This window comes from Nocardioides aquiterrae (assembly GCF_039526625.1).
In the GTDB taxonomy this organism is placed as follows: domain Bacteria; phylum Actinomycetota; class Actinomycetes; order Propionibacteriales; family Nocardioidaceae; genus Nocardioides; species Nocardioides aquiterrae.
In genome coordinates, this window is the sequence record NZ_BAAAJE010000011.1 from 1 (window position 1) to 21,993 (window position 21,993).

Sequence of the window (21,993 nt, forward strand, 5' to 3'; positions counted from 1 at the left end):
TACCGATGTCCCCGGACTTCGACTGTTACCGAAGTCCCCGGACTTCACAGTGTGTCCCCTTGCTCCGACCGTATGACGTTGCGAGCCCGATGACGTTGCCGGCGGTCGATCCGGCTAGTTCACGTGGTCGACGACCCCGCCGTACCGCGCCTCGACGGTGGTCGGCACGGCCCGGGTCGGGCGGAGCGTGAACGAGAGCACCGACCGCGGCCACCAGGTGGCCCGGCGGCGGGCCGAGCGCATGGCGCCGCCCGCGAGCGAGTCGAGCAGGATCTCGGCGTCGGCGCGCACGCGCACCGGGTCGGCGACCACCCCCGGCCGCGCGTAGCGGAGCAGCTCGAGGGCGTGCACCAGCCGGTCCAGGGCCGCGACGGCGGCGGGCGCGACGGTGGGTCCGTGGGCGGGCCGGTCGGCGGTGTGCGGGCCGAGCGGGGCGCCGAGGTGGTCGACGAGCTGGTTCCTCGTCGCGCGCGGTGATCTCCCCGACGGCCAGGGCACGCCCAGGTCGACGGCGTAGTCGCGGATCTCCGCCCAGGCCTCCTCCGGACCGCCCGCGGCCAGGCGCCGGTCGCGACGTCGCCGCCGCAGCACGCTGGGGAGGAGCAGCAGCGCGCCGACGACCACGAGCGCCGCGCCGGCGCCGGCGAGCGGGAGCCACGGACCGTTGCCCCGGTCGATGTTCGGCCCGGCGCCGGTCGACTCGTCGGTGGGCAGCGTCTGGCGGTTGCGCGGCACGTTGGCCGAGGAGCTGTCCGTCGGCGCCGCGGGGTTGCTCTCCTGGTCGGTCGGGTTGTTGCTGATCACCGTGTACGACGGCACCTCGTCGGCCCGGCCGGCCGGGGTGGGCTCGAAGCGCACCCACCCGGCCCCGTCGAAGTACAGCTCGGGCCACGCGTGCATGTCGTCGGAGCTGTAGATCCACGTGTCCGGACCCGCGGGCTGCGGGTGCAGGAACCCGATCGCCACCCGCGCGGGGATGCCGAGCAGCCGCGCCATCACGGCCATCGCGGACGCGAACTGCTCGCAGTAGCCGGTGCGGCCACCGGGCCCGTCGCTGAGGAAGCTGACCAGCGCGTCGTACCCGCTGCCCTCCGCGGTCGCGAGGGAGTAGGTGAAGCCCCCGTCCTCCCGGAACCAGTTCTGCAGCGCGACTGCCTTCTCGAAGCGGGTGGTCGCGTGCTGGGTCACCTCGACGGCGAGCTCGCGCACGATCGGCGGCACGTCGGCGGGGACGTCGGTGAAGGCCTCGCTGACCTTGCCGACCGAGGTGCCGGCCCCCTCGAGCTTCTGGGCGGTGAGGTTCAGGTCGAGCGCGCTCATCGTGTACTGCATGCCCGACGTGGACAGGTCGTCCGGGACGGCCAGGAAGTCCATCGTGCTGGTGTCGTAGCGCCAGTCCCCGTCGGCCTCGATGCGGCTGATCGGCGCCTCGGTGGGCAGCCACGTGGAGCTGAACGCCGGCAGGATCGTCACGTCGTACGGGATCTCCTTGCGCCCCACCGACGCACCGACACCCTCGGGCGGCGGCATCAGGCCGTCCGCGCGCTGGTCGCTGGGGACGTCCCGGTTGCCGGGGCTCCACTCGACGTTGCTGAACCGGGTGAGCGCGAGGATGCGCAGGTACGACGGGTCGGGGTCGGTCGTGGTGACCTGGACCAGGGGCGTGTCGGCGCCGCGCTTGAGGTCGCGGACCAGGTCCGCGGTCGGGTTGTCGACCCGGATCTCGTCGCCGCCGCCGCTCCCGGGCCCGATGTCGAGCAGGTGCACGCCGGCGGACGGGACCAGCGCGGGCAGGAAGACCGCGAGCGCCGTGGCGACCCCGCCGATGGCGCCGGCGGTGCTGCGCACGACGTGGGCGCCGGCGCCGAACGAGATCGGGTCGCCGGTCTCGCGGTCGACGGCGATCGGCCGGCCCCAGCGGGTTACGTGGTCGCTCTCCTGGAGGAACAGCATCACGAGGAAGCCGGCGGCGGTCGCCGCGAAGACCCACCACGTGATGCTGTCGCCGACCATGCTGACCGGGATGCTGTAGACGGTCAGCAGCGGCAGCCCGGCCAGCGGCACCCGGTGCAGCGTGCAGGCCAGCAGGTCGACGAGCAGCAGGCAGGCCAGGCCGCACAGGATGAGCAGAGGGTCGATCGGGACGGCCGTGTCGGGCACCGGCGCGGAGTACCGCTGCGCGGAGTCGAGCGCGCCGGTGAGGGCCTGGTGCAGCTCGGTCCAGCCGCCGCCGACCGGCAGCGGCGAGCCCGTGATGAGCAGCATCGCCACCACGCCGGACGCGACGACCTGCACGCCGACCACGAGCGGAGCGGGGGTGCGCCACCAGCGCAGCGCCGTGCCGGTGCCGGCGACGACGATCGCCAGCAGGAGCAGCGGGTTGAGGAAGCCACCCGGCGTGTCGGTGAAGCCGCGCCAGGCGTACATGGCGATCCACGTCGTGCCGGCGGCGACGGCCGGGAGGGCGAGCGAGGCGGCGAGGCTGCCACGGTTGCGGCTCATCCCGTGACCACCGGAGCCGGGGCGGCCACGCCGCGCGAGGACTGGGCGCTGGTGCGGCCGAGCTCCTGCCAGACCGCGTCCATCCGGTCCCGCGGACCGAGGACGGCGGACCGCCAGCCCTGTTGCGCCAGCGCCATGGTGGCGCCGGGGCTCGGGGGGCCGCCGGCCCAGGCGTCGGTGTCGACGGCGACCGCCAGCGCCGAGCCGGCCTGGTGCTGCATCCGGCGCAGCACGGGCAGGTCGGGGGCGTCGACGCGGCCGAACACGGCGACGGTCAGGCCGCCGTGCGCGCCCTCGGTGAGCCAGCCGGTGTCCAGCCGCAGCCGGGGCACCGCCTGCACGACGGCGAGCGCCTCCAGGAGCGGACCGGTGTTGAGGTCGGCCTTGCGCACGTGCCACGCGCTGCTGGGATCCTCGCCGGTCGCGGTCACCAGGCGGACCGCGAAGCCGCGGTGGGTCAGGTGGACGGCGATCGACGCCGCGGCCGAGACCGCGGCCTCCAGCGAGGACGCGATGCCGTGGCCGCGGTGCGCGCTGGAGCGGTTGTCCAGGAAGAGCGTGGCGCGCGACTGCCACGGCTGCTCCTCGCGGCGGACCATCAGCTCGCCGACCTTCGCCGAGCTGCGCCAGTGGACCCGGCGCAGGTCGTCGCCGCGGCGGTACTCCCGGACGGTGACGTCCTCGGCCGAGCCGCTCGCGAACGCGCGCGGCCGGTTGTCACCGGAGCCCGTCCACGCGCCGCCGAGCGGGATCTGGGGGAGGACGACGGTGCGCGGGGTCACCGTCAGCGGCACCGTGGTGCGGAACGCGCGGCCCAGCTCGACCAGGCCGAACGGGTCGGTGACCCGCACGGTCATCGGACCGATCTCGAAGTGGCCGCGCACGTCGGAGCGGACCTGGTAGGTGACGGTCTGCTTCCACCCGGTGCCGATGCCCTCCACGACGAACCGCGGCCGGGTCCCGAGCACGTACGGCACCTGGTCCTCCAGCAGCAGCACGCCGTTCGGCGTACGGCCCTCGTTGGTGAGGCTCAGCGTGACCCGCGCCGGCTGCCCGGCGGCCACCAGCTGCGGGGTCACGGTCCGGACCAGCGCCAGGCGGTAGCGGTTGCGGCCGACCACCCAGGCGGTGATCAGGGGCAGCGCGACCACGAGGATCCCGACCCGGGTGAGCGCCGACTGGTCGAGCACGATCGAGCAGACCAGCGCCGTCACGCCGGCGGCCAGGAACGCCCGCCCGCGGACGGTGAGCCCGGAGAGTGCCTCCCTCATGACGTGCTCACGGCTGCGGAACGGGCACGCCGGCGAGCACCGCCTCGAGGATGGCCCCGGTCGAGCGGCCGCTCATCGCGGCTTCGACGCTCGGCAGCAGCCGGTGCGAGAGCACCGGCCGGGCCAGGCGGAGCACGTCGTCCGGCAGTACGTAGTCGCGGCCGTCCATGGCGGCGACCGCCTTGGCCGCGCGGACCAGGTGGAGGGACGCCCGCGGCGACGCCCCCAGCGTGAGCTCGTCGGAGCGGCGGGTCGCGGAGGTGATCGCCACGGCGTACCGCTGCACCGCCTCGGACACGTGCACCTGCCCGACGATGCCGATCAGCTTGCGCACCTCGGCGGCGTCGGTGACCGGCTCGAGGTCGTCGAGCGGGTTGGACCCGGTGTGCGAGGTCAGCATCGCGATCTCCGCGGCCTCCACCGGGTAGCCGATGGACACCCGCGCCATGAACCGGTCGCGCTGCGCCTCGGGCAGCGCGTAGGTGCCCTCCATCTCGATCGGGTTCTGGGTCGCGATCACCATGAACGGCTGCTCGAGCTGGTAGGTCGTGTTGTCGACGGTGACCTGGCGCTCCTCCATGCACTCCAGCAGCGCGGACTGGGTCTTGGGGGAGGCCCGGTTGATCTCGTCGCCGACCACGATGTTCGCGAAGACGCCACCGGGCCGGAACTCGAACTCGCGGCTGTTCTGGTTGAACACCGAGACGCCGGTGACGTCGGAGGGCAGCAGGTCCGGCGTGAACTGGATGCGCCGCACCGAGCAGTCGATGCTGCGGGCCAGCGACTTGCTCAGCATGGTCTTGCCGACCCCGGGCACGTCCTCGATGAGCAGGTGCCCCTCGGCGAGCAGCACCACCAGGGCCGCGTTGACCACGTCGGGCTTGCCCTCGATGACGCGCTCGATGTTCGCGCGCACCCGGCCGACCACCCGCGCCAGCGTCTGGAGGTCCGCTCCGCCCGTCGTCGCGTCTGCCTCTGTCACCACTGCCGTTCCCTTCCCCGTTCCCCCGATGGCGTGACCCACGCCACGTCAGTCTCACCGTAGTCGTGCCGGAGAAACTACGTGCCCCGAGCGCTGCTCCGTTCGACTCCCGGGGTCACGGTTTGGTTGCGGTCGCCTCCCCGAGCGGCGGGTCCGGGGTCCCGCCCCCGTTCCCCACGCGCACCCCACCAGGCACCCCACCACGCCCCACCTCCACTCCACCGGGCGTGGATCCGCGCGCTGACCTGCGCAAACGCGCCGGCGCTGCGGTCCCGGACGGGGCGCCCCGCGCCGGAACCGGGCGCGTCGACACGCGCCAGATGGTTGACGGTGGGGGAAAGTGGCGTAGAGTGGGGCGAAGTGGAGGAAGCCCCCGTGAATCGGCGGAGGGGACGGAGGTGGCCCGATGTTCTTCATGGGCACCTACACCCCGAAGCTCGACGAGAAGGGGCGGCTCTTCCTCCCAGCGAAGTTCAGAGACCGACTCGCGGAGGGGCTCGTGGTGACACAGGGTCAGGAGAACTGCCTGGTCGTGTGGCCCACGGACGTCTTCATGGAGGAGGCACGGCGGGCGCAGGCCACGCCGCTGACGGTGCGGGGGGCGCGTGACTACGCGCGCATCCTCTTCGCCGGCGCGGACGAGGGCTCGCTGGACAAGCAGGGCCGGATCGGCATCCAGGCCTCGCTGCGGGAGTACGCCGGGCTCGACCGCGACGTGGTCGTGATCGGCGTGATGGACCGCATCGAGATCTGGAACCCGGTCCGGTGGCAGGAGTATTCGGCCGGCGCCCAAGCGAAGTTCGCCGAGCTGGACGAGCAGCCGAACCCGCAGCAGCAGAACTAGCAGCAGGACCAGCAGCAGGACCAGCAGCACCGAGCACAACAGCACAGCGATCCGCAGGACGAGGTCTCGAGCCCGCTCCCGCACGTCATCTGGGGCACCTTCCCCGGTTCCAGATGGCCTTCCCCCGGGAGCGGGCAGGGACCTGGTCAGGCGGATCGCTCGATTTCGGAACCGGTTTCGGGCAGCACCAACAGCAAGGGTCGAGGGTCGAATGAGCATCGCGCAGCTTCCGGTCGAGGAGGGGGTCCCGGTACGCCGGGTCCGCCACCAGGCCCGTGACGCCGTGGCGCTGATGGTGTTCTCCGCGGGCGCCTCGGTCGGGGTCGCCGCCGGGTTCTTCCTGTTCCTGGCCCTGCTCGCCCGTCAGGCCTGAGATGAGCGGCCCCTCCCACGTCCCGGTGCTCCTCGACCGGGTCGTCGCCCTCCTGGCGCCCGCGATCGAGCGGGACGGCGCCGTGCTGGTCGACGCGACACTCGGCCTCGGCGGCCACAGCGAGGCGGTCCTGTCCCGGTTCGACGCGGTGCGGGTGATCGGCATCGACCGCGACCCGCAGGCGCTGGAGCTGGCGAGTGCCCGGCTGGCGCCGTTCGGCGACCGGTTCACCGCGGTGCACGCGGTGTACGACGAGCTCCCCGACGTGCTGGCCGAGCAGGGCCTGCGGACCGTCGACGGCGTGCTCTTCGACCTCGGCGTCTCCTCGATGCAGCTCGACGTGCGCGAGCGCGGCTTCGCCTACGCGGAGGACGCGCCGCTGGACATGCGGATGGGCAGCGAGGGCCCCACGGCCGCCGACGTGCTCAACACCTACGACGCCGCCGCGCTGACCCGCGTGCTGCGGGAGTACGGCGAGGAGAAGTTCGCGCGCAAGATCGCCGCGGCGATCGTGCGGGAGCGCGCGAAGGAGCCGTTCACGACGTCCGGCCGGCTGGTCGAGCTGCTGTACGCCGAGATCCCGGCGCCGGCGCGGCGTACCGGCGGGCACCCGGCGAAGCGGACCTTCCAGGCCCTGCGCATGGAGGTCAACGACGAGCTCGCGGTGCTGCGCCGCGCGCTGCCGGCCGCGATCGACGCGATCAGCGTCGGTGGCCGGGTCGTGGTCGAGTCCTACCACTCGCTGGAGGACCGGCTGGTGAAGCAGGCGTTCGTCGCGGCCACGCGGCTGGACGTCCCGGAGGACCTGCCGTTCGTGCCGGAGGGGCACGAGCCGGCCCTCCGTCTGGTCACCCGGGGCGCCGAGAAGGCGAGCCCGGAGGAGATCTCGGAGAACCCGCGCGCGGCCTCGGTCCGGCTGCGCGCGATCGAGCGTGTCACCCAGGGAGGGGTAGCCGCATGAGCGAGCGGAGCGAGCGAATCATTCAAGGCAGTGCAGCGTGTGCCTCATGCGCGCACGGAGCGAAGCGAGTACGCGCATGAGCAGTACTGCCGCACAGATCAGGAGCCGGATGCCGCGGATCGCGGAGGAGGCCTTCGAGAGGGCGCGGCTCACGGTCGTGCCGCGCCGGCGTACCCGCGCCGCGCGGATGCCGTTCGTGGCCCTCGTCTCGATGGTGCTGCTGTCCGGGGTGGTCGGGCTGCTGCTCTTCAACACCTCGATGCAGCAGGCGTCCTTCGCGGCGACCGCGCTGGAGGGTCAGGCGAACACGCTGGCCGCTCGCCAGCAGACGCTGCAGATGGACCTGGACCAGCTGCGCAACCCGCAGCGGATCGCGAAGGCGGCGGTCGGCCTGGGCATGGTGCAGGCCGGCAACCCGGCGTTCCTCGACCTGGCCACCGGCGAGGTGCGGGGCGTGCCGTCGGCCGGCGACGGCACGACGTCGCTGCGGATCAACCCGCTGCCGCCGCGGAAGCCCGCGATCCTCGCCCCGCCACCCCACGTCGTGACGGTGATCCCCGACCAATCCACCGAATCAACCGGCGACACGAGCCACCAGAACGCCGGAAACGGGCACCGCCGCGGCCAGAATCGCCACTAGTCACACCCGCCCCACCAGACCCCCGGCCAGAAACGAGCGACCGTGCCCCCGACCCGCCCGCCGCGCGGCACCCGCCGCGGCTCGCCGCACCTGCGGCTCCGCGTCGGGTTCGTGGTGATCGCGATGGTGCTGTCCGTGTTCGGTGCCCGGCTGGTCCAGCTGCAGGGCCTCGACCCGAACTCGTACGCCGCGATGGCCGCGCAGGAGGGGCTGGTCACCGCGGTGCTGCCCGCCGAGCGCGGCGACATCCTGGACCGCAACGGCGAGCCGCTCGCCGACTCGGTCGAGGGGCTGATGATCATCGCCGACCCCTCCCAGACGGCGGCGCAGGCTCCCGAGCTCGCGCGGTTCCTCTACAAGCGCCTCGATATCGACTACGTGGCGACGCTGACCAAGCTGCGCGAGCCGGACAGCCAGTACGAGTACATCGCCCGCCGGGTGCCGTCGACGGTCGCGACCGCCGTGGTCGACGCCGCCGAGGCGCACGGCTACGAGGGCCTCTACACCGAGCGGGACCCGCTGCGCGACTACCCGACCGGGGACGTGGCGGCCAACCTGGTCGGGTTCATGGGCACCGACGAGCCGCTCGCCGGCTTCGAGCGGACGTTCAACGACCAGCTCTCCGGCACCGACGGCTCGGCGCGCTACGAGGTCGGGGGCGGCAACCGGATCCCGCTCGGCGACCAGACCGTCACCGAGCCCGTCGACGGCCAGGACCTGCGGACCACGATCGACCTCGACCTCCAGTGGTACGCGCAACGCGCCCTCCGGCAGGCGGTCGAGGACGCCCGCGCCGACTCCGGCTTCGTCGTCGTCCTGGACAGCCGCACGGGGGAGATCCTGACGCTCGCCGACGACCCGACGTACGACGCGAACTCGCCGACGCAGGCGCCGAAGGCGGACCTCGGCTCCCGGGCGATGCAGGACGTGTACGAGCCCGGCTCCGTCGAGAAGGTGCTCACGGTCAGCTCGCTGCTCAACGAGGGCCTGGTCACCCCGCAGACCAAGATCGTGGTGCCGCCCGCGCTGATGCGCGAGGACCGCCCGATCCATGACTGGTTCCCGCACGGCACGATCCACCTGACGATGACCGGCGCGATCGCGAAGTCCTCCAACATCGCCACCGTGCTCGCCGCCGACCGCTTCGAGCGGGGCCAGCTCTACGACTACCTGCGCCAGTTCGGGCTCGGCCAGCCGACGAACATCGGCGTCCGCGGCGAGACCAAGGGCCTGCTGCCGCACAAGGGCGTGTGGACGCACCAGATGCAGGACCGCATCGCGTTCGGCCAGTCGCTGTCGGTCAACGGCGTGCAGATGGCCGCGGCGATCAACACGATCGCGAACGGCGGCGTGCGGATCTCGCCCAGCCTCATCCAGGGCTCCGCCACCACCGACGACGGCCGGGTCGTGGGCACCGACCAGACCACGAAGCAGCGGGTCATCAGCACCCGCGCCGCGACCCAGATGACGCACATGATGGAGCGCGTCGTGGACCCCGAGGCCGGCGTCGCGCCCGCGGCGCAGGTGCCGGGCTACGTCGTCGCGGGCAAGACGGGCACGGCGCAGGCCGTCGGCGAGGAGTGCGGCTGCTACGACGGCACCTTCGACGTCTCGTTCGCCGGCTTCGCGCCGGCCGACGACCCCCGCTTCACCGTGTACGTGGTGATCAAGAACCCGCGCAACGGCGGTGGCGGCGGCTCGACCGCCGGCCCGGTCTTCGCGAAGATCATGAGCTACGCGCTCAAGCGCTACGCGGTCCCGCCGACCGGCGCGAAGCCCTCCCAGCTCCCCGTGGAGTGGTAGTGCCGGACGGGCGGTAGGTTCGCGTGGTGCGCGACTCCACCCGGCCGAAGACACCGCCCCGGACGCCGCTCGCGGCCGTCGCGGCGTGGCTCGACGCGGCCGTCCGCGGAGACGTGGACGGCGTCGAGGTCACCGGCATCTCGCTGTCCTCGCAGCGGATCCGGACCGGCGACCTGTACGCCGCGCTGCCGGGCTCGCGGGCGCACGGGATCGACTTCCTCGAGGCCGCGCTGGGCGCCGGTGCGGTCGCCGTCCTCACCGACCCGACCGGCGCGGACGCCGCCGGCGCCGACGTCCCGGTGCTGGTGGTCGACGACCCACGGGCCGTGCTCGGCCGCCTGGCCGCGCGGCTGTACGGCGAGCCCGCGACCGTGATGCGGATGATCGGCGTGACCGGCACCCAGGGCAAGACCACGACCACCCGGCTGCTCGAGAGCGGGCTGACCGGCTGCGGGATCCCCGCCGCGGTGATCGGCACCGTCGGGACCCGGGTCGCGGGCGAGGACGTGCCCACCGCGCTCACCACGCCCGAGGCGCCGGACCTGCACGGGCTGTTCGCGCTGATGCGCGAGCGCGGCGTCGAGGCCTGCGCGATGGAGGTGTCCAGCCACGCGCTGGTGATGGGCCGGGTGGACGGCGTCGTGTTCGACGTCGCGGTGTTCCTCAACCTCGGCCGCGACCACCTCGACTTCCACGCCGACGTCGAGGACTACTTCCGGGCGAAGGCGTCCCTCTTCACCCCCGGCCGCGCCCGGCTCGGCGTGGTCAACGTCGACGACGAGCACGGGCGCCGGCTCGTCGACGCGGCGACGGTCCCGGTCCGCACCTTCGCGGTCGACCGGGACGCCGACTGGCGGGCGACCGACGTGGTGCTGCGCCCCGACGGGTCGTCGTTCACCGTCGTGGCGCCCGACGGGTCGGCGTTCAGCGCCGGCAGCCCGCTGCCGGGCGGCTTCAACGTGGCCAACACCCTCGCGGCGATCGCGGCGGCGGGGGAGGCCGGGCTCGACGCCCCGGCGATCGCCGGCTGCATCGCGCGCGGCGGCGGGGTGCCCGGCCGCCTGGAGCGGATCGAGGCGGGGCAGGACTTCGTGGTGGTGGTCGACTACGCGCACAAGCCGGACGCGGTGGAGGCCGCGATCGGCACGCTGCGGCCGCTCACCGACGGCCGCGTCATCGTCGTCCTGGGGGCGGGCGGCGACCGCGACGCGGGGAAGCGGCCGATCATGGCCGGCGCCGCGGCCCGGCTGGCCGACCTCCTCGTCGTCACCGACGACAACCCGCGCACCGAGGACCCCGCCGCGATCCGCGCGGAGCTGCTGGCGGGCGTGACCGAGGGCGAGGCGATCGAGGTCGGCGACCGGCGGCTGGCGATCCGCGAGGCCGTCCGCCGCGCGCGGCCCGGCGACATCGTGCTGATCGCCGGCAAGGGACACGAGACCGGCCAGGAGGTCGACGGCGTGGTGCACCCGTTCGACGACCGCGAGGTCGCCCGGGAGGAGCTCGCGTGCTTGCCCTGACGCTGGAGGAGATCGCGCGCGCCGTCGACGGCACGGTCCACGGCGACCCGTCGGTCGTGGTCAGCGGCCCCGCCTACGTCGACAGCCGCGCGGCCGAGCCCGACGGGCTGTTCGTGGCGGTCGTCGGCGACCGCACCGACGGGCACGAGTACGCCGCGGGCGCGCACGCCGTGCTCGGCAGCCGACCGACCGAGGCGCCGACCGTCGTCGTGGGCGATCCCGTCAGCGCCCTGGGCCGGCTCGCGAGCCACGTCGTCCGGCGGCTCGGGACCACCGTCGTCGCGCTGACCGGCTCGCAGGGCAAGACCGGCACCAAGGACTACCTCGCGCAGGTGCTCGCCACCGCCGGCCCCACGGTCGCGACCGCGGGCAGCTTCAACAACGAGCTCGGGCTGCCGCTGACCGTGCTGCGCGCCGACGCCGACACCGAGTTCCTCGTGCTGGAGATGGGCGCCCGCGGCATCGGCCACATCGCCTACCTGTGCGAGATCGCGCCACCGCGGATCTCCGCGGTGCTCAACGTGGGGACCGCGCACCTGGGCGAGTTCGGCAGCCGCGAGGCGATCGCGCTGGCCAAGGGCGAGATCGTCGAGGCGCTGCCGGCCGACGGCATCGCGGTGCTCAACGCCGACGACGACCTGGTGTCCGCGATGGCGGCGCGCACCCCGGCCACCGTGCTGACCTTCGGCGCCACCGGCGACGTGGCCTGGCGCGGCGTCGAGCTCGACGAGCTGGGCCGGCCCGCCTTCGAGCTCGGCCACGCGGGGGAGTGGCACCCGGTCCGGCTGACCCAGTCCGGGGCCCACCAGGTCGCGAACGCGTCGGCCGCCGCCGCGCTCGCGCTCGCCGCGGGTCTCCCGCTCGACCGGGTCGCCGCCGCGCTGTCCGAGGCGCGGTCCGCGTCGCCGATGCGGATGGAGCTGCACGAGCGGGCCGACGGGCTGCTGGTCGTCAACGACGCCTACAACGCCAACCCCGCGTCGATGACCGCCGCGCTCGAGGCCCTGGTCGCGATCGGCGAGCGCCGCGCCCGGCGTACCGTCGCGGTGCTGGGCGCGATGCGCGAGCTCGGCCCGACGTCGTACGACGAGCACGTCGGCGTCGGCCGGACCGCGGCCGAGCTCGGTGTCGACCTGCTCGTCGTGGTCGGCGAGGAGGCCGCGGGCATCGCCGAGGGCTTCGCCCAGGGCGGGCACAGTGAGGCGATCGTCACGGCGGGGCGTGCCGAGGCACTGGACCGGGTGCGGGAGAATGCCTCGGGCGCCGACGTCGTGCTGGTCAAGGCATCGCGCGGCGTCGCCCTGGAGACGATCGCCGACGGACTGTTGGCGGAGCCGCTGGTGGAGGGAGACGGAACCGCGCCATGAGAGCCATCCTGCTCGGCGGCGGCCTGGCCCTGCTCATCTCGCTGCTCGGGACCCGCGTCGCGATCAACAAGTTCACCCAGTGGGGCTACGGCCAGGAGATCCGCGACGACGGCCCGACCACCCACCACACCAAGCGCGGCACCCCGACGATGGGCGGGGTCGTCATCATCCTGGCGACCGTGATCGGCTACTTCGGGGCGAAGCTGATCACCGGAGACACGCCCACCGCGTCGTCGCTGCTGCTGCTGTTCCTCTTCGTCGGCACCGGGCTGGTCGGCTTCCTCGACGACTACATCAAGATCTCCAAGCAGCGCAGCCTCGGCCTGCGCAGCAAGGCGAAGATGGTCGGCCTGACGATCGTCGCCATCGTGTTCGGCATCCTGTCGCTGTCGCCGTGGCTCGAGGACGACCGCGGCCAGACGCCGGCCTCGAGGCACATCTCGTTCATCCGCGACATCGGGTGGATCACGCTGCCGACGATCGTGGTGCTGCTGCTGATCTGGCTGATCGTCGCGGCCACCACCAACGGCGTGAACCTCACCGACGGGCTCGACGGCCTCGCCTCCGGCGCCTGCGTGATGGTGTTCGGCGCCTACATGTTCGTGAACATCTGGCAGAACAACCAGTGGTGCGGTCAGACCGGCCTCGACCAGCCGAACCTCTGCTACGAGGTCCGCGACCCCCTCGACCTCGCGGTCGTCGCGGCCGCGATCACCGGGGCCTGCTTCGGCTTCCTGTGGTGGAACGCCTCGCCGGCCGCGATCTTCATGGGCGACACCGGGTCGCTCGCCCTCGGCGGCGCGCTCGCCGGGCTGGCGATCCTCACCCGCACCGAGCTGCTGCTGATCATCCTCGGCGGCCTGTTCGTGCTGGAGACCGTGTCGGTGATGCTGCAGGTCACGACGTTCAAGGTCACCAAGCGGCTGACCGGGACCGGGCGACGGATCTTCCGGATCGCCCCGATCCACCACCACTTCGAGATGCTCGGCTGGGAGCAGGTCACGGTGACGATCCGGTTCTGGATCATCACCGGCATCTGCGTCGCCGCGGGCCTCGGCGTGTTCTACGCCGAGTGGGTGGCGGGCATCGGATGAACCCCCAGGGACTCGGGCGCCACGACTCGTGGGAGGGCGTCCGCGCCGTCGTCGCGGGCTTCGGCGTGTCCGGCTTCGCCGCCGCCGACAACCTCAACCACCTCGGCGCGAGCGTCGTCGTCCTCGACGAGTCCGACGCCGGCGACCGGCGCGAGAAGGCGGAGCTGCTGGAGGTGCTCGGCGCCGACGTACGGCTCGGGCCGGGCAGCACCGCGACCCTGCCCGACGACGTCGACCTGGTGGTCACCTCGCCCGGCTGGCGGCCGGACGCCCCGTTGCTCGCCCAGGCCCGCGCCCGCGGGGTGCCGATCTGGGGCGAGGTCGAGCTGGCCTGGCGGCTGCGCGACCCGAACCACGACACGCCCTGGATCTGCGTCACCGGCACCAACGGCAAGACGACCACGGTGCAGATGCTCGACGCGATCCTGCGCGCCGCCGGGCTGCGCAGCATCGCCGTCGGCAACGTCGGCCTGCCGATCGTCGAGGCCGTCATGGACCCCGAGCCGTACGACGTGTTCGCGGTCGAGCTGTCCAGCTTCCAGCTGCACTACACCGAGTCGATGAGCGCGGAGTCGGCCGCGGTGCTCAACATCGCCGAGGACCACCTGGACTGGTACACCGGACCCACCGCGATGGCCGACTACGCGGCCGACAAGGGCCGCATCTACGAGCGCGTGCAGCGGGCCTGCGTCTACAACGTCGCCGACCCGGAGACCGAGCGGCTGGTGCGCGAGGCCGACGTCGTCGAGGGCGCCCGAGCCATCGGGTTCACGCTCGGGATGCCGGGCGTCGGCATGGTCGGCGTGGTCGAGGACATCCTCGCCGACCGGGCCTTCATCGAGCAGCGCGAGACCAGCGCCGCCGAGCTCTGCACGATCTCCGACCTCGCCTCGTCCGCCCCGCACTTCGTGCAGAACGCCCTGGCCGCGGCGGCGCTGGCCCGCGCGCACGGCGTCCCGCAGTCGGCGGTCCGTGACGGGCTGCGCTCGTTCCGCCCGGACGGCCACCGGATCGCGGTGGTGGGGGAGCGGGACGGCGTCACCTGGGTCGACGACTCCAAGGCCACCAACCCGCACGCCGCCCAGTCCTCGCTCCAGGCCTACGACCACGTCGTGTGGCTCGCCGGCGGGCTGGCCAAGGGCGCCACGTTCGACGGGCTCGTGCGCGCGGTGCGCGACCGCCTGCGCGGCGTGGTGCTGCTCGGACGCGACCGCGACGTCATCGCCGGGGCGCTTTCGCGACACGCGCCGGATGTTCCCGTGATCGTGCTCGAGGACGACGAGACTGGGGCCGTAGACGGTGGGCATGCCATGGAGCGTGCCGTCGGGGCCGCGGCCGAGTTGGCTCGACCCGGCGACACGGTCCTGCTGGCCCCGGGGTGCGCCTCCATGGACATGTTCACCAACTACGCGGAGCGCGGCGACGCGTTCGCCGACGCGGTACGACGCAGGCTCTGACTCGAGGAGCCCGACCAAGAGGGGGAGTGCGATGACCACCGCAGACCCCCTGCAGTCCGGTAGGGCCCGGTCCCGCCGGCGGTCGGCCTTCGGCTGGTACGCCTCGGCCCGCGCCGCGCTCGACCGGCCGCTCACCGCGTACTACCTGCTGCTCGGCGCCTCCGCGCTGCTGCTCACCATCGGCCTGGTCATGGTGCTGAGCGCCTCGAGCGTCTACTCCTACGAGCAGAACGGCGGCGACTCGTACGCCGTGGTCAAGCGCCAGCTGATGTGGGTGCTGATCGGCATCCCGTGCGCGTACGTCGCCTCGCGGCTGCCGCACGAGCTGCTGCGCCGGTTCGCGTGGCTCGGCCTGGTCGTCTCGGTGCTGCTGCTGGCGCTGATCCGCGTGCCGGGCCTGGGCCGCACCGTCAACGGCAACACCAACTGGCTCGGCGTCGGGCCGCTGGTGATCCAGCCCGCCGAGATCGCCAAGCTCGCGATCGTGCTGTGGGCGGCGCACGTCTACGCCCGCAAGGAGAAGCGGCTGGGCAGCCTGCACGAGGTGATCGTCCCGGTCGTGCCCGGGCTGCTGCTGGTCATCGGGCTGGTCGTGCTCGGCCACGACCTGGGAACCGCGCTGGTGCTGATGGCGATCCTGCTCGCGATGCTGTGGGTGGTGGGTGCGCCCGGGCGGCTGTTCACGGTGGCGCTGACGGTCGTCGGCGTCGCGGCGATCGGGCTGGCGTCGACGAGCTCGGAGCGCCTGCAGCGGATCACGAACTTCGCCGACCCGTTCAAGGACTACCACAACGCGGGCTGGCAGCCCGCGCACGGACTCTTCGCCCTCGCCAGCGGCCGCTTCTTCGGCGAGGGCATCGGCGCGAGCCGCCAGAAGTGGGGCGAGCTCCCCGAGGCGCACACCGACTTCATCTTCGCCGTGCTCGGCGAGGAGCTCGGGCTGGTCGGCACGCTGCTGGTGATCGCGCTGTTCCTCACCATCGCCTACGCCGCGGTCCGGGTCGCCATGCAGACCCGGGACGCGTTCGTGCGGTACATGACCTTCGGCATCGTCGTGTGGCTGCTCGGCCAGATGATCATCAACGTCGGCATGGTGCTGGCGCTGCTCCCCGTGATCGGCATCCCGCTGCCGCTGGTGTCCTACGGCGGATCGGCGCTGGTGCCGTCGCTGGTCGCGCTCGGGCTGCTCATCGGCTTCGCCCGCCGCGAGCCGGAGGCGGCGCGCGCGCTCGCCCAGCGCAAGAAGGCGCGGTCTGCCGGTCTCTCGGCGGGGCGCGTCTCCTAGGCTTCGTGACGATGCGCGTCCTCCTCGCCGGCGGTGGCACCGCCGGCCACACCTCGCCCCTGCTCGCCACCGCCGACGCCCTGCGCCGCCTACAGCCCGACGTGGAGATCACCTGTCTCGGCACGCCCCGCGGCCTGGAGAACAAGGTGGTCCCCGAGGCCGGCTACCCGCTGGAGCTGATCCCGCCGGTGCCGCTGCCGCGCAAGCCGAACGCCGACTTCTTCAAGGTGCCGGCCCGGCTGCGCGCCGCGGTCCGCGAGACGCGGGCCGTGCTGGACCGGGTGCGCCCCGACGTCGTCGTCGGCTACGGCGGCTACGTCTCGATGCCGCTCTACCTCGCGGTCCGCAAGGGCCAGGTCCCGCTGGTGATCCACGAGCAGAACGCCGTCCCCGGCCTGGCCAACCGGGCCGGCGCGCGGTTCGCCCGGCGGGTCGCGGTGAGCTTCCCGGACACCCCGCTGAGGAACGCGGAGTACGTCGGGCTGCCGATCCGCCCGATGATCTCCGGCCTCGACCGCGCGGCGCTGCGTGCCGACGCGCGCGCCTTCTTCGGCCTCGACCCCGACCGGCCGACGCTGCTGGTCACCGGCGGGTCGCAGGGCGCGCGGCGCCTCAACCAGGCCGTCTCGGCCGCGGCGCCGGCGCTCGCGGCCGCGGGCGTCCAGGTGCTGCACGCCCAGGGCAAGCACGGCGGCGCGGCTCCCGTCGAGTCGGGCGTCCCGTACGTCGTGGTGGAGTTCATCGACCGGATGGACCTCGCGTACGCCGCCGCCGACCTCGTGCTCTGCCGGGCCGGCGCCAACAGCGTCACCGAGGCCGCGGCGGTCGGCCTCCCGGCGATCTTCGTCCCGCTGCCGATCGGCAACGGCGAGCAGGCGAAGAACGCGCGGCCGGTCGTCGACGCCGGCGGCGGCCTCCTGGTCGAGGACGCCGCGCTCACCACCGCGTGGGTCGAGGCCACGGTCCCGCAGCTCGCCGTCGACGCGGAGCAGCTGGCGACGATGAGCGCCGCGGCCGCCGCGCTGATCCCGCGCGACGCCGACGAGAAGCTCGCGCGCATCGTGCTCGAGACGGCCGCCCGATGAAGCTGCCCGTCCCCGACGAGATCCTGCCGGCCGACCGGCTCGGCCGTGTCCACTTCGTCGGCATCGGCGGCGCCGGCCTGTCCGGCATCGCGCGGATCATGCTGACCCGCGGCATCGCGGTGAGCGGCAGCGACGGGGTGGACTCGCCGGCCCTCGCCGCGCTGCGGGCGCTCGGGGCGACCGTGCACGTCGGGCACGCGGCGGAGCACGTCGGCGACGCGGACACGCTCGTCGTCTCCACCGCGGTCCGCGAGGACAACCCCGAGTACGCCGAGGCGGTCCGCCGGGGCCTGCGCGTGCTGCCCCGGTCGGCGGCGCTCGCGGCCGTGATGGCGGGCCGGCGCGTCGTCGCCGTCGCCGGCACGCACGGCAAGACGACGACCACGTCGCTGCTCACCGTCGCCCTGCAGGCGGCCGGCGCCGACCCGACGTACGCGATCGGCGGCGACCTCGCCGCCACCGGCGTGAACGCCGCCGAGGGCTCCGGACCGGTCTTCGTCGCGGAGGCCGACGAGAGCGACGGTGCCTTCCTGCACTACGCGCCGTACGCCGCGATCGTCACGAACGTCGACGCCGACCACCTCGACCACTGGGGGACCGAGGAGGCCTACCGCCGCGCGTTCGACGACTTCGTCGACACCCTCGACCCGGACGGGTTCCTGGTGTGCTGCGTCGACGACGCGGGAGCGGGGGCGCTGGCCGACCGGCACGAGGCCCGGGGCCGCCGGGTGGTCCGGGTCTCGGCGGCAGCCCCGGGCGCGCTCGCGGACGTGGAGCTGTGGTCGCCCGGCGAGCACTACCTCGCGGACGCGCTGGCGGCGCTCGCGGCCGGCGTCGGCCTCGGCTACGAGGCGGCGGACCTGGTGCGCGGCATCGCGTCGTACACGGGCACCAAGCGGCGGATGGAGCTCAAGGGCGAGGCCGGGGGAGTCCGCGTCTACGACAGCTACGCGCACCACCCCACCGAGATCGCGGGCGACCTGCAGGCCGCGCGGGCGCTGGCCGGAGCGGGCCGGGTGGTGGTCGCGTTCCAGCCGCACCTGGTCTCCCGGACCCGCATCTTCGGCGCCCAGATGGGCGCGGCTCTCGGCGCGGCCGACGAGGTCGTGGTGCTCGACGTGTACCTCGCCCGCGAGGACGCGGACCCGTCGGTCACCGGGGCGCTGGTCGCGGACGCCGTCCCGCTGCCGGCGGACCGGGTGGCGTTCGTGCCCGCCTTCGACGACGCGGCCGCGGCGCTGGCCGCGCGGGCCCGGCCGGGCGACCTGGTGCTGACCCTCGGCGCCGGGACGGTGACCGAGGTCGGTCCGCGGGTGCTGGAGCTGCTGGGATGAGCGACCCCGACCTCCGGACCCGCCGGCGCTTCGCGCGCCGGCAGTGGGCCCGTCGCTGGCTGAACTGGAAGCCGGTGCTGGCGGTCGTGCTCGTGCTGGCGGCGATCGTCGGCGGCCTGTGGCTCGTGTACTTCTCGTCGTTCCTGTCGGTGCAGGGCGTGGACGTCCGGGGCACGCACCTGCTCTCCGCGCAGCAGGTCCGCCAAGCGGCCGCCGTCCCCGAAGGGGACGCGCTGGCGAGCGTGGACCTGGACCGGGTCCGCGCGCGGGTCGAGGCGCTGGCCGCCGTCCGGTCCGCCGACGTCTCGCGCGAGTGGCCGGACCGGGTGCGCATCGACGTCTCCGAGCGGGTCGCGGTGGCGGTCGTCGAGATCGCCGGGCAGCTGCGCGGGATGGACGAGGACGGCGTGGTCTTCCGCGACTACGCGCAGCCGCCGCCCGCTCTCCCGCGCGTGCAGACCGGCACCGACACCGGCAGCGACGCCCTGCGCGAGGCCGCCCTCGTCGTCGGCTCGCTGCCCGCCGACCTGGCCGCGAAGGTCGACCACGTCGAGGTGGAGACCGTCGACGAGATCACCCTCGCGCTCCGCGACGGCCGCACCGTGCGGTGGGGGAGCTCGGCCGACTCCGACCTCAAGGCCGAGGTGCTCGCCAAGCTGCTGGTCGCCCGCAAGGCGCAGACGTACGACGTCTCGGTCCCGGGCAACCCCACGACCAGTCCGAACTGATCCCGGCGTGTCTCCGCGGATCGGGACGCGTGCCTGCCTAGTGTCGTCACCACGGCGAGGTTGACATAACTATAACCCTCAGGCTGAGGGTCAGGGTTGAGGGACACGCCGGAGAGACATCGACCGACATCCGCACGAGCAGCGAAGGGCGAAAGCCGTGGCAGCAGCGCAGAACTACCTGGCCATCATCAAGGTCGTGGGCATCGGTGGCGGAGGTGTCAACGCCGTCAACCGGATGATCGAGGTCGGACTCAAGGGCGTCGAGTTCATCGCGATCAACACCGACGCGCAGGCGCTCCTCATGAGCGACGCCGACGTCAAGCTCGACATCGGGCGGGAGCTCACCCGCGGCCTCGGCGCGGGCGCCAACCCCGACGTCGGGTCGCGGGCGGCCGAGGACCACGCCGACGAGATCGAGGAGGTCATCAAGGGCGCCGACATGGTGTTCGTGACCGCCGGCGAGGGCGGCGGCACCGGCACCGGTGGCGCCCCCGTGGTCGCGCGGATCGCGCGCAGCCTCGGCGCGCTGACCATCGGCGTCGTGACCCGCCCGTTCGCGTTCGAGGGGCGCCGCCGCGCGAACTCGGCCGAGGAGGGCATCGCGCAGCTGCGCGAGGAGGTCGACACCCTCATCGTGATCCCGAACGACCGGCTGCTGTCGATCAGCGACCGCAACGTCTCGGTGCTCGACGCGTTCAAGCAGGCCGACCAGGTGCTCCTGCAGGGCGTCTCCGGCATCACCGACCTGATCACCACGCCCGGGCTGATCAACCTCGACTTCGCCGACGTGAAGTCCGTGATGTCGAACGCCGGCTCCGCGCTGATGGGCATCGGCTCGGCGCGCGGCGAGGACCGGTCGGTCGCCGCCGCGGAGATGGCCGTCTCCAGCCCGCTGCTCGAGGCGAGCATCGACGGCGCCCACGGCGTGCTGCTCTCGATCGCCGGCGGCTCCGACCTCGGGCTGTTCGAGATCAACGAGGCCGCCGCGCTGGTCGCCGAGGCCGTGCACCCGGAGGCCAACATCATCTTCGGCGCGACCATCGACGACGCGCTGGGCGACGAGGTCCGGGTGACCGTGATCGCCGCCGGCTTCGACGGCGGCCAGCCGAAGCGCCGCGACGAGGGCGCCGTGCTGCGCCGCGACACGCGCCAGGCGCCGGCCGAGGCCAAGCCCACCGCCACCCCGGCCGCCGCCGCCGACCAGGACGCCGCGAAGGAGAAGGAGAAGGAGAAGGTCGCCACGACCGCGTCGGCCCCCCAGGCCAGCGCTCCGCGTCCGGCCCCCCGCCCGCTCCAGTTCGACGACGACGACCTGGACGTGCCCGACTTCCTCAAGTGACCTTCCTGTTCCGCGACACCGTGCCGGTCGCGACCGGCACGGTGTCGGTCGCGTTCACCGAACGGCGCCTCGACCTCGGCGACCTGGCGCCCGACGAGGTCCGCGCCGCCGGCCTGGCCGAGATCGCCGCGGAGACCGGCGCGACGCCGTACCTCATGCACCAGGTGCACGGCACCACCGTCCACGAGGTCACCGCGACCGACGGGTTCCCGGACGCCGACGCCCTGGTCACCGACCGGCCCGGCATCGCGCTGCTGGCCCGCGCCGCCGACTGCGTCCCGGTGCTGCTCGTGGGGGAGAACGGCGCGATCGGCGCCGTCCACGCGGGCCGCGAGGGGGTACGCCGGGGCGTGGTCACGGCCGCCGTCGAGCGGCTGCGCGGGCTCGGCGCGACCGCCCCCCGTGCCTGGGTGGGCCCGCACGTGTGCGGCGGCTGCTACGAGGTGCCGGACGAGATGCGCGCCGAGGTCGCCGCCGCGGTGCCCGCCACCCACGCCACCACCCGCTGGGGCACCCCGGCCCTCGACCTCGGTGCCGGGGTCCTGGCCCAGCTGGCCGCGGCCGGCGTCCCGGCGGAGCGGGTCGGCGGCTGCACGCGCGAGGACGACGCCTACCACTCCCACCGGCGCGACGGCGCCGCCGCCGGCCGGCTCGCCGGCGTCGTCTGGAGGACCCCATGACCACGAGCCGTCGCGACGAGATCGCCGCCGGCCTCGAGACGGTGCGGAGCCGGATCGCCGCCGCCTGCGCGGACGCGGGGCGGGGCCCGGACGAGGTCCGGCTGGTGGTGGTCACCAAGTTCTTCCCGGCCTCCGACGTGCGGATCCTGGCCGACCTCGGTGTGACCGACGTCGGGGAGAACCGCCACCAGGAGGCGCAGGCGAAGGCCGCCGAGTGCGCCGACCTCGGCCTGACCTGGCACTTCATCGGGGGCCTGCAGAGCAACAAGGCCGCGGCCGTCGCGGCGTACGCCGATGTCGTGGAGTCCGTCGACCGGGCCAAGCTGGTCAGCGGCCTGGACCGCGGGGCGCAGGCGCGCGACCACGCCGTCGACGTGCTGCTCCAGGTGAGCCTGGACCCGCCCGGGCGGGAGGGCCGGTCCGGCGTCGACCCCGACGGGCTCGCCGCGCTCGGGGCCGCGGTCGCCCAGGCCGGCATGCTCCGCCTGCGCGGGCTGATGGCCGTCGCTCCGCTGGGCGAGGACCCGGCGTCGGCGTTCGCGCGACTGGCCGGGATCCGCCGCGACTTCCTCGCCGACCACCCCGACGCGACCTGGCTCTCGGCCGGGATGAGCGGGGACCTCGAGCACGCCGTACGGGCCGGCGCGACACACGTCCGGATTGGCTCCGCGGTCCTCGGTTCGAGGCCACAGGTCCAGTAATGTCCCAACCACCACACCATCACCGGA

19 protein-coding genes are annotated in these 21,993 nt (G+C 73.7%); 16 read left to right on the plus strand and 3 right to left on the minus strand.

Annotated features, from left to right (window positions below; all coding sequences use genetic code 11):
* Positions 1–114: 114 nt before the first annotated feature.
* From ABD086_RS12325 to ABD086_RS12335, 3 genes are read right to left on the minus strand one after another with little or no spacing between them, the layout of a single operon-like run.
* On the minus strand, positions 115–2,502 hold the full coding sequence (locus ABD086_RS12325; protein WP_343907831.1) for a transglutaminase TgpA family protein: 2,388 nt from the start codon (positions 2,500–2,502) through the stop codon (positions 115–117).
* Entirely contained in the window at positions 2,499–3,773 is a 1,275-nt protein-coding gene (locus ABD086_RS12330) for a DUF58 domain-containing protein (protein WP_343907832.1), read from the minus strand. The genes ABD086_RS12325 and ABD086_RS12330 overlap by 4 nt, the downstream gene beginning before the upstream one ends.
* 7 nt (positions 3,774–3,780) lie before the next feature.
* Positions 3,781–4,755 (minus strand): AAA family ATPase, encoded by a 975-nt coding sequence (locus ABD086_RS12335; protein ID WP_343907833.1) that lies wholly within the window; start codon positions 4,753–4,755, stop codon positions 3,781–3,783.
* Between the two features lie 406 nt (positions 4,756–5,161).
* On the opposite strand from ABD086_RS12335, the gene mraZ reads away from it, so the two are divergent.
* From mraZ to ABD086_RS12415, 16 genes are all read left to right on the plus strand, one after another.
* Positions 5,162–5,599, plus strand: a complete 438-nt coding sequence (gene mraZ, locus ABD086_RS12340) for a division/cell wall cluster transcriptional repressor MraZ (RefSeq protein ID WP_343907834.1) — start codon at positions 5,162–5,164, stop codon at positions 5,597–5,599.
* A gap of 211 nt (positions 5,600–5,810) precedes the next feature.
* Positions 5,811–5,972, plus strand: a complete 162-nt coding sequence (locus ABD086_RS12345; RefSeq protein WP_343907835.1) for a hypothetical protein — start codon at positions 5,811–5,813, stop codon at positions 5,970–5,972.
* 1 nt (position 5,973) lies between these two features.
* On the plus strand, positions 5,974–6,933 hold the full coding sequence (gene rsmH / locus ABD086_RS12350; RefSeq protein ID WP_343907836.1) for a 16S rRNA (cytosine(1402)-N(4))-methyltransferase RsmH: 960 nt from the start codon (positions 5,974–5,976) through the stop codon (positions 6,931–6,933).
* Between the two features lie 76 nt (positions 6,934–7,009).
* Positions 7,010–7,573 carry a cell division protein FtsL gene (gene ftsL, locus ABD086_RS12355; protein WP_343907837.1) on the plus strand — a complete coding sequence of 188 codons (564 nt, stop codon included), beginning with the start codon at positions 7,010–7,012 and terminating at the stop codon, positions 7,571–7,573.
* A gap of 42 nt (positions 7,574–7,615) precedes the next feature.
* The gene (locus ABD086_RS12360; protein WP_343907838.1) at positions 7,616–9,376 is read left to right on the plus strand and encodes a peptidoglycan D,D-transpeptidase FtsI family protein; all 1,761 of its coding nucleotides are present in this window, start codon (positions 7,616–7,618) and stop codon (positions 9,374–9,376) included.
* 23 nt (positions 9,377–9,399) lie between these two features.
* Entirely contained in the window at positions 9,400–10,896 is a 1,497-nt protein-coding gene (locus ABD086_RS12365; protein ID WP_486348030.1) for a UDP-N-acetylmuramoyl-L-alanyl-D-glutamate--2,6-diaminopimelate ligase, read from the plus strand.
* Positions 10,893–12,263 (plus strand): UDP-N-acetylmuramoyl-tripeptide--D-alanyl-D-alanine ligase, encoded by a 1,371-nt coding sequence (locus ABD086_RS12370; RefSeq protein WP_425571611.1) that lies wholly within the window; start codon positions 10,893–10,895, stop codon positions 12,261–12,263. Before ABD086_RS12365 ends, ABD086_RS12370 begins: the two co-directional genes overlap by 4 nt.
* Complete coding sequence (mraY, locus tag ABD086_RS12375; protein WP_343907841.1) at positions 12,260–13,357, plus strand: phospho-N-acetylmuramoyl-pentapeptide-transferase; 1,098 nt, start codon at positions 12,260–12,262, stop codon at positions 13,355–13,357. Before ABD086_RS12370 ends, mraY begins: the two co-directional genes overlap by 4 nt.
* Positions 13,354–14,814: a UDP-N-acetylmuramoyl-L-alanine--D-glutamate ligase gene (gene murD, locus ABD086_RS12380; RefSeq protein WP_343907843.1), complete on the plus strand. Its 1,461-nt coding sequence runs from the start codon at positions 13,354–13,356 to the stop codon at positions 14,812–14,814. The genes mraY and murD overlap by 4 nt, the downstream gene beginning before the upstream one ends.
* A gap of 31 nt (positions 14,815–14,845) precedes the next feature.
* Positions 14,846–16,099, plus strand: a complete 1,254-nt coding sequence (gene ftsW / locus ABD086_RS12385) for a putative lipid II flippase FtsW (protein WP_343907844.1) — start codon at positions 14,846–14,848, stop codon at positions 16,097–16,099.
* A gap of 11 nt (positions 16,100–16,110) precedes the next feature.
* Complete coding sequence (gene murG, locus ABD086_RS12390) at positions 16,111–17,184, plus strand: undecaprenyldiphospho-muramoylpentapeptide beta-N-acetylglucosaminyltransferase (protein ID WP_343907845.1); 1,074 nt, start codon at positions 16,111–16,113, stop codon at positions 17,182–17,184.
* A complete protein-coding gene (gene murC, locus ABD086_RS12395) occupies positions 17,181–18,518 on the plus strand; it encodes a UDP-N-acetylmuramate--L-alanine ligase (RefSeq protein WP_343907846.1) in 1,338 nt (445 codons plus the stop codon). Before murG ends, murC begins: the two co-directional genes overlap by 4 nt.
* Complete coding sequence (locus ABD086_RS12400; RefSeq protein ID WP_343907847.1) at positions 18,515–19,246, plus strand: cell division protein FtsQ/DivIB; 732 nt, start codon at positions 18,515–18,517, stop codon at positions 19,244–19,246. The genes murC and ABD086_RS12400 overlap by 4 nt, the downstream gene beginning before the upstream one ends.
* Before the next feature lie 157 nt (positions 19,247–19,403).
* Entirely contained in the window at positions 19,404–20,585 is a 1,182-nt protein-coding gene (gene ftsZ / locus ABD086_RS12405; RefSeq protein ID WP_343907848.1) for a cell division protein FtsZ, read from the plus strand.
* On the plus strand, positions 20,582–21,265 hold the full coding sequence (locus ABD086_RS12410; protein WP_343907849.1) for a purine nucleoside phosphorylase YfiH/LACC1 family protein: 684 nt from the start codon (positions 20,582–20,584) through the stop codon (positions 21,263–21,265). Before ftsZ ends, ABD086_RS12410 begins: the two co-directional genes overlap by 4 nt.
* Complete coding sequence (locus ABD086_RS12415) at positions 21,262–21,966, plus strand: YggS family pyridoxal phosphate-dependent enzyme (RefSeq protein ID WP_343907850.1); 705 nt, start codon at positions 21,262–21,264, stop codon at positions 21,964–21,966. Before ABD086_RS12410 ends, ABD086_RS12415 begins: the two co-directional genes overlap by 4 nt.
* Positions 21,967–21,993 lie beyond the last annotated feature (27 nt).